Origin of the sequence: Kitasatospora sp. NPDC059803 (assembly GCF_042732255.1) — a bacterium.
Taxonomy (GTDB): Bacteria; Actinomycetota; Actinomycetes; order Streptomycetales; family Streptomycetaceae; genus Kitasatospora.
Map to the genome: position 1 here is coordinate 1 of NZ_JBHWIJ010000393.1, position 6644 is coordinate 6644.

Sequence of the window (6644 nt, forward strand, 5' to 3'; positions counted from 1 at the left end):
GGGGGCGGGGCGGGGGGGGGCGGGGCGCGGGGCGTCGGCCCCCTCGGTGCGCCTCCCCCACCCCCCCCCCGGCCGCGCGCGGCGCCCCCGCCCCCCGCGCCGCGGGCGCGCCCCCCCGCCCCCGGGGGCCCCCCCGGATCGGGGCGCCGGCCGGGGCGCCCTCGACCAGGCGGCCGCGGTCGAGAGCGGCGCCGTCGGCCACCGCGAGGAGGGCCAGCACGGCGGCCGGGGCCTTCACCCGGTCGGCGAGCAGCCCGTCGAGCCTGGCGGTGAGCGGGCGGGCGGCCGGCCCCAGGAGGGCGGCGACGCGGGCCGCGCGGACGGCCGTCCGGTCGAACCACGCCCCGTCATCGGCGCGCCGCAGGACGCCGTCCAGGATCGGGACGACCTCGGCCGCGGCCCCGGTGATCCGCCACAGCGCGTCGGCCACCGCCAGGTCGGCCTCCAGCACCGGCGAGGTGTCGGGCGCGCCTCCGGCGCTGAGCGCGGCGCGCAGGGCGGGGGCCAGCGAGAGGGCCCCGGGGCCCAGGTCGGCGGCGGCCCGGGCGGCCTCGGCGACCGCGTACGGGCCGGCCGCGAGCCGGTCGGCGAGTACCCCGAGCAGCGCCTCGGGATCACCGGTGAGGTCGTACAGCGCCCGGGCCGCCGCGACGGAACCGGGCACCTCCCGCAGCGCGGCGGCGGCGCGGTCACGCTCCGCCGCCGGGCCGTCCACCGCGACGGCCGCGACGGCGGCCGCCGCCTCCGGGCGGTGCGGCAGCACCGCGCACAGCTCGGGCAGGGCCGGGGCGGCCGCGCGGCCCCACTGGCGCACCAGGCGGAACAGCTGGTGGTGCTCGTTGCCGCCGAGCTGCCCGGCCGTCAGCCGGGCGCGGACGGCGGCGAGCAGCTCGGGGTCGAAGGGGAACGGCGCGTCGGCGGGGGCCCGCTGGCCGGCCGCGGCCTCCAGCGCGCGCGGGCTCCGGCCCAGGGCACGGGCGAGCAGCGGGGCCGCCGTCCGGGGTGCGACCAGGACGAGCGCGGCCAGGGCCTCGTCGGCGGGCCCGTCCTCGGCCTGCGCGGCCCGGGCGGCCAGCCCCGGAGCGGCCTCGGCGGCGGCCGGGCCGAGGTTGCCGAGCAGGTGCACCACGTCGGGGTCGGCGACGAGCTGGGCGAGCGCCGGAAGCAGCCGCCGGGGCGCGCTGCGCGACAGCTGGCAGGCGTGGTCGGCCGCCCAGACGGCCTCGGCCCGCACCTCGGGGCGCTCGTCGCGCAGGGCCCGGTCGAGCAGGGCGTAGGCGGCGTCGCGGTCGGCGGGCGTCTCGCGCAGCAGCAGCTCCTCGGTGATCACGCGCAACGGCTCCCGGCGGTCCAGGTCGTACCGGTCGGCGGCGACCGGGTCGGCGGGCAGCAGGGCGAGGACAGCGGCGTGGTGGGCGCCCGTCCACGGCTCGCCCGCATCCAGCCCGGCGAGGACCGCGGCCAGGCGCAGCGGCGCCGGCGTGCCCTCGCCCAGCAGCGGCCCGGCCTCGGCCGCGGCCCCGGACCGGTCCAACCGGCCGAGGGCGGTGAGCAGTTCACCGCGGACGACAGGGTCGGCCTCGCTCGCCCAGCGGCGGCGCAGCGCGGACAGGGCGGGCTCGACGGCCCTGGTCTGGCCGACGGCCCAGGCGGCGGCCTGCCGGACGCCGGCGCTGCCGTCCGCCAGCAGCGGCAGCAGCAGCGGGAGTTGGCCGACGACGGCGGCCCGGACGGGAGCGGGCGGGCCCTCCCCGCCACCACCCCGCTCCCCGTCCCGCGCTCCGTCCCGTTCCCCGTCCCACTCGCCCTCGCCCTCGGCCAACCCGCCGAGCAGGCCCAGGACTTCGACCGTCCCGCAGCCGGCCGCCGCGATCCGGGCCAGATAGGGGACGGCGTCCGCGCTGGCCGTGTACACCGAGCCTTGGTGGAGGATGCACGAGTAGAGCTCGGCGAGCGCCTCGTCGGCCTGCTCGCCGCCGGCGGCGAGCGCGCGCAGCAGGCCGGGCAGGTCTTCGGCGGGTCCGTAGGCGTGCGACACGGACGCCCAGGGGTGGGCGTCGAGTCCGTCGAGGGCGTGGGCGAGGTCCATGGGCGGATCATCGCAGCCGCCACCGACAGTACTTAGGCGTCCCGTAGTGCTCAGGCCTCCCGGCGGGTCAGGCGTCCCGGCGGGTCAGGCGTCCCGGCGGGTCAGGCTGAGGGCGGCCAGGGTGAGGGCGACGGCGAGGTAGCCGACGAGGGTGGCCAGGCAGCCGGCCGCGCCGAGCCGGTCGGTGCCGCCCGCGGAGGCGACGGTGCTGCCCAGGCCCTCGAAGACGCTCTGCAGGCCGAACCGGGTGGCGCCGTCACCGAGCGGCGCCAGCAGCATCGGCGAGAGGAAGAACAGGCCGAACAGCACGGCGACGGCGCCCGCGGTGTGGCGCACCAGGAAGCCGAGCGCCAGGCCGAGCAGGGCGAAGACGGACAAGAACACGCCGCAGCCGACGACGGCGCGCGCCACGCCCGGGTCGCCGAGCGACACCGCCAGGTGCTTCCCGGCCAGGGCCCGTTGGCCGAGCAGGAAGGTCAGGAACGCCAGCAGCTGCCCGAGCAGCGCCGACACCCCGCCGACCACCAGCGCCTTGGCCGCGAGCACCTGGCCCCGCCGGGGCACGGCGGCCAGGGTGCTGCGGATCTGGCCGGTGGTGTACTCGCTGGAGGCGGCCAGGGTCCCCAGCGTGCCGATCGCCAGGACAGCGACGTAGAAGCCGCCGGAGAAGCCGTAGCGGACGGGGTCGAAGCGCTCGCGCTGGACGGCCGTCCAGACGTCCCAGTTGTCGGCGGCGCTGCCGTAGTCGATCAGGCCGATGAACAGGGCGGCGGCGAGCGCGACGACGGCGGTGAGCGGGGTCGCGCGGACGCTGCGCAGCTTGACCCACTCGCCGGCCAGTGCGCCGCGGGTGGTGGGGGCGGTCATGTGGTCCTCTTTCCGGACGTACTGGCGGGGGCGGTCATGTGGCCCTCTTTCCCGACGTAGTGGTGGTGGCCGTCATGCGGTCCGCCTTCCGGACGTACCGGTGGTGGCGCGGTAGTCGACGGTCTCGCCGGTGGCGTCCAGGAACGCCTGCTCCAACGAGGCCTGCCGGAGAGTGAGTTCGTGGACGCCGAGGCCGTGCGCGGCGGCCAGCTCGCCGATCGCCGCCGGTTCCAGGCCGCCGACGGCCAGTGCCCCGCCGGGCTCCTCGGTGACCGGGGCGGCCCCGGCGGCGCGCAGCAGCCGGGCCAGTTCGGCCGGCCGGGCGCAGCGGACCAGGACGTCGGTGCGCGCGTTCTCGGCGAGGAAGTCGGCGGTGGGGCGGTCCGCGACGAGCCGGCCGCGCCCGATGATCACCAGGTGGTCGGCGGTGACGGCCGTCTCGCTCATCAGGTGCGAGGAGAGCAGGACGGTCCGGCCCTCGGCGGCCAGGTCGCGCAGCAGGGTGCGGATCCAGTGCACGCCCTCCGGGTCGAGCCCGTTGACCGGTTCGTCGAGCAACAGGACGGGCGGGTCACCGAGCAGGGCGGCGGCGATGCCGAGGCGCTGCTTCATGCCGAGGGAGAACCGCCCGGCCTTGCGGCGGGCCACCTGCTCCAGGCCGGTGCGAGCCAGCACCTCGCGGACCCGGGACGGCCCGATGCCGTTGGTGACGGCGATGCCGAGCAGGTGGTGGTAGGCGGAGCGGGCGGGGTGGACGGCGCCGGCGTCGAGCAGCGCCCCGACTTCCCTCAGCGGGTGGCGCAGGGCCGCGTACGGCCGGCCGTTGACGGTCGCTCGCCCGCTGGTCGGGGCGTCCAGGCCGAGGATCATCCGCAGCGTGGTGGACTTGCCCGAGCCGTTCGGCCCGAGGAAGCCGGTGACCTGTCCCGGCCGGACCGTGAAGGTCAGCCCGTCCACGGCGACGGTGCCGCCGTAGCGCTTGGTGAGGTCGCGTACCTCGATCATCGTGGTGCCTTTCCGGGTTTCCCGGTCGGCCGAGGGGGCCGACGCGGGCTCCACGCTCCCGCCCGGGCCCGGTACGGGGCGTCCCGCCGTGGGGGGAGATCACGGCGTTCGGCGGGGCCGGCCTCTGCCCGTGGTCGTAGGCCCACAGGGCGATGCCGCGCGCGGGGGCCGCCGCTAGCCTGGGGAAATGCCCCGTGCTCCGCATCCGCCGGTGACCAGGAGGCTGCGCCCGGGCCACTGGGTCGCGGTCGACCTGACGGTCTCGCTGGCCCTGACCGTGCTCACCTGGTTCCGGGTGCTGGACGCCTACCGGGTGTTCGACCCGCACCACCGCGGCTACCCGAAGCCGACGTCGGCGGAGCTGGTGACGGTGCTGGTGTGCGTGGTGGCGGTGGGCGCGGCCGCCGGGCTGCGCCGGCTCGCGCCGGTGGCCGCGGCCGGGGTGGTGTTCGCCGCCTGGGCGGTGGTGGTCGCGGTGGCCGGGCAGCTGACGATCGCCAACCTGGCCGGGTTCCTGGTGGTGGTCGCGGCGGCGATGGTCGTCTACCTGGTCGCGGCCGCCGGGCCGATGCGGCTGGGCCTCACCGTCCTGGCGTTCGGCCTGGTCGGGGCCGGGCTGAGCCGGTTCGGGTCGCGCGAGCTGTGGAACAACCTCGTGCTGTCCGCGCTGGAGGTCGTCACCGCGTGGGCGCTCGGCTGCGCGGTGGCCCGCTACCGGGCGTACGGCGCCGAGTTGCGCCGGCACCAGGTCGACCTGGCCACGGCGGAGCTGGCCGAGGAGCGGATCCGGCTGGCCCGGGAGCTGCACGACGTGATCGCGCACAGCATGAGCGTGGTCAACGTCCAGGCCGGGTACGGCCGTTTCGTGATCGGGCGGAATCCGGCGCAGGCCGAGCAGGCGCTGGCCGCGATCCAGGCGGTGAGCCGGGACGCGATGGTCGAGATGCGCGGCCTGCTGACCGTCCTGCGCGGCGCCGACGGGGCCGGGCTCGCGCCCGCGCCCCGGCTGGCCGATCTGGACCGGCTGGTGGCGAGCAGCGCCGAGGCCGGGGTGCGGGTGGAGCTGCGGGTGGGCGGCGTGGTCCGGGAGCTGTCCGACGGGGTCGAGCTGTCCGCGTTCCGGATCGTCCAGGAGGCGCTGACCAACGTGGTGAAGCACGCGCACGCGGCCGAGGCGCGGGTCGCCGTGGAGTTCGAGGAGGAGGCGCTGGTGCTGGAGGTGAGCGACGCCGGTCGCGGCGGGCCGGTCGGGGTCGGCGGGCACGGATTGGCGGGAATGGCCGAGCGGGTCGGGCTGTACGAGGGCCGGTTGGAGGCCGGGCCGCTGCCGGGCGGCGGGTTCCGGGTGCGCGCCGTGCTACCGCTGGCCGACGCGGGCGGGCAGGAAACGTCGTGACGGGAGACGCCGCGAACGGGGCACCCGCCGGCCCACCGATCCGGGTCGTGGTGGCCGACGACCAGACCCTGGTACGGGCGGGCCTGGCCGGGATCGTGGCCGCCGCCGACGGCTTCGAGGTGGTGGGCGAGGCCGCCGACGGGGCGCAGGCCGTCCGGCTGGCCCGCGCCGGGCAGCCGGACGTGGTGCTGATGGACATCCGGATGCCGGGCACGGACGGCCTGGCGGCCACCCGGCAGATCACCGCCGAGAGCGCCGTGCGGATCCTGATCCTCACCACCTTCGACCTCGACGAGTACATCTACGGCGCGCTGCGCGCGGGGGCGTCCGGCTTCCTGCTGAAGTCGACCCCGCCCGAGGAACTGCTGGCCGCGATCCGGGTGGTCGCCGCCGGGGAGGCGCTGCTGGCCCCGAGCGTCACCCGCCGGCTGATCCGCGAGTTCGCCGCCCGGCCCGCCGCCGAGCCGGCGACCGCCGCACCCGGCGGCGACGAGCGGGAGCGGGTCCTGCGCGCCGTCACCGGGCGGGAGTTGGAGGTGCTGACACTGATCGGCCGCGGGTTGACCAACGCCGAGATCGCCGAGCAGCTGTCCGTCAGCACCGGCACGGTCAAGACGCACGTCGGCCACCTGCTGGCCAAGCTCGCCGCCCGGGACCGCGTGCACCTGGTGATCACCGCCTACCGCGCGACCCTCGTCGAGCCCTGACGGCCGCCCCCCCCCGGCGCGCGGGGGGGGGGCGGGGGGCCCCCGGGGGGGGCGTATGGGGCCCCCCAGGGGCCCGGCGGCGCCGCGGCCGTAGCCGCCGCGCTGCTGCTCGGCGTCGACGAGCAGGCGCCAGAGGCCGGAGCGGGGGCGGTCGTCCGGCTGCTCGGGGTTGAACCTGATGTCGAAGAACGCCATCACGAAGCCGACCGGCCGTTCCCCGTCCATGATCAGCCGGGGCCAGGCGGTGTCCCCGTGGGCGTACGCCTCGGCCAGCGACGTCGCCACCGACGCGACCAGGGCCTCCTGGTCGGGGCGCACCTTCAGGGCGAGGGCGGCGTCGATGGTGTCGGGGGTGATCCGGGCCAGGCTCAGTGCGGAGGACATGGCGGGCAGCCTACGAAGCGGGGCCGCCCGCCGTCGCCCGCTTTTCGAGGCCGAAGCGCGGTCGAGGCCGAGGCGCGGTCGGGGCCGAGGCGCCGTCCGGCTACGGCAGGTTGCGGGCCATGACGATGCGCTGGACCTGGTTGGTCCCCTCGTAGATCTGGGTGATCTTCGCGTCCCGCATCATCCGCTCCACCGG

The 6644-nt window shown here is 77.6% G+C and carries 6 protein-coding genes; 2 read left to right on the plus strand and 4 right to left on the minus strand.

Annotated elements, in window-relative coordinates:
- The 3 genes from ACFV6I_RS36335 to ACFV6I_RS36345 all read right to left on the minus strand — a co-directional run.
- A partial coding sequence (locus tag ACFV6I_RS36335; RefSeq protein WP_380430240.1) for a HEAT repeat domain-containing protein occupies positions 1 to 2089 on the minus strand: 2089 nt, incomplete at its 3' end.
- 84 nt (positions 2090 to 2173) lie between these two features.
- Positions 2174 to 2956 carry an ABC transporter permease gene (locus ACFV6I_RS36340; RefSeq protein ID WP_063345921.1) on the minus strand — a complete coding sequence of 261 codons (783 nt, stop codon included), beginning with the start codon at positions 2954 to 2956 and terminating at the stop codon, positions 2174 to 2176.
- Between the two features lie 72 nt (positions 2957 to 3028).
- Complete coding sequence (locus ACFV6I_RS36345) at positions 3029 to 3961, minus strand: ABC transporter ATP-binding protein (RefSeq protein WP_380430243.1); 933 nt, start codon at positions 3959 to 3961, stop codon at positions 3029 to 3031.
- 211 nt (positions 3962 to 4172) lie between these two features.
- On the opposite strand from ACFV6I_RS36345, the gene ACFV6I_RS36350 reads away from it, so the two are divergent.
- Complete coding sequence (locus ACFV6I_RS36350; RefSeq protein ID WP_380430245.1) at positions 4173 to 5357, plus strand: sensor histidine kinase; 1185 nt, start codon at positions 4173 to 4175, stop codon at positions 5355 to 5357.
- Positions 5354 to 6064, plus strand: a complete 711-nt coding sequence (locus ACFV6I_RS36355) for a response regulator (protein ID WP_380430248.1) — start codon at positions 5354 to 5356, stop codon at positions 6062 to 6064. The genes ACFV6I_RS36350 and ACFV6I_RS36355 overlap by 4 nt, the downstream gene beginning before the upstream one ends.
- A gap of 484 nt (positions 6065 to 6548) precedes the next feature.
- On the opposite strand, the gene ACFV6I_RS36360 is transcribed toward ACFV6I_RS36355, so the two are convergent.
- Positions 6549 to 6644: acyl-CoA dehydrogenase family protein (locus ACFV6I_RS36360; RefSeq protein ID WP_157849844.1), on the minus strand; the 96-nt coding region annotated here is incomplete at its 5' end.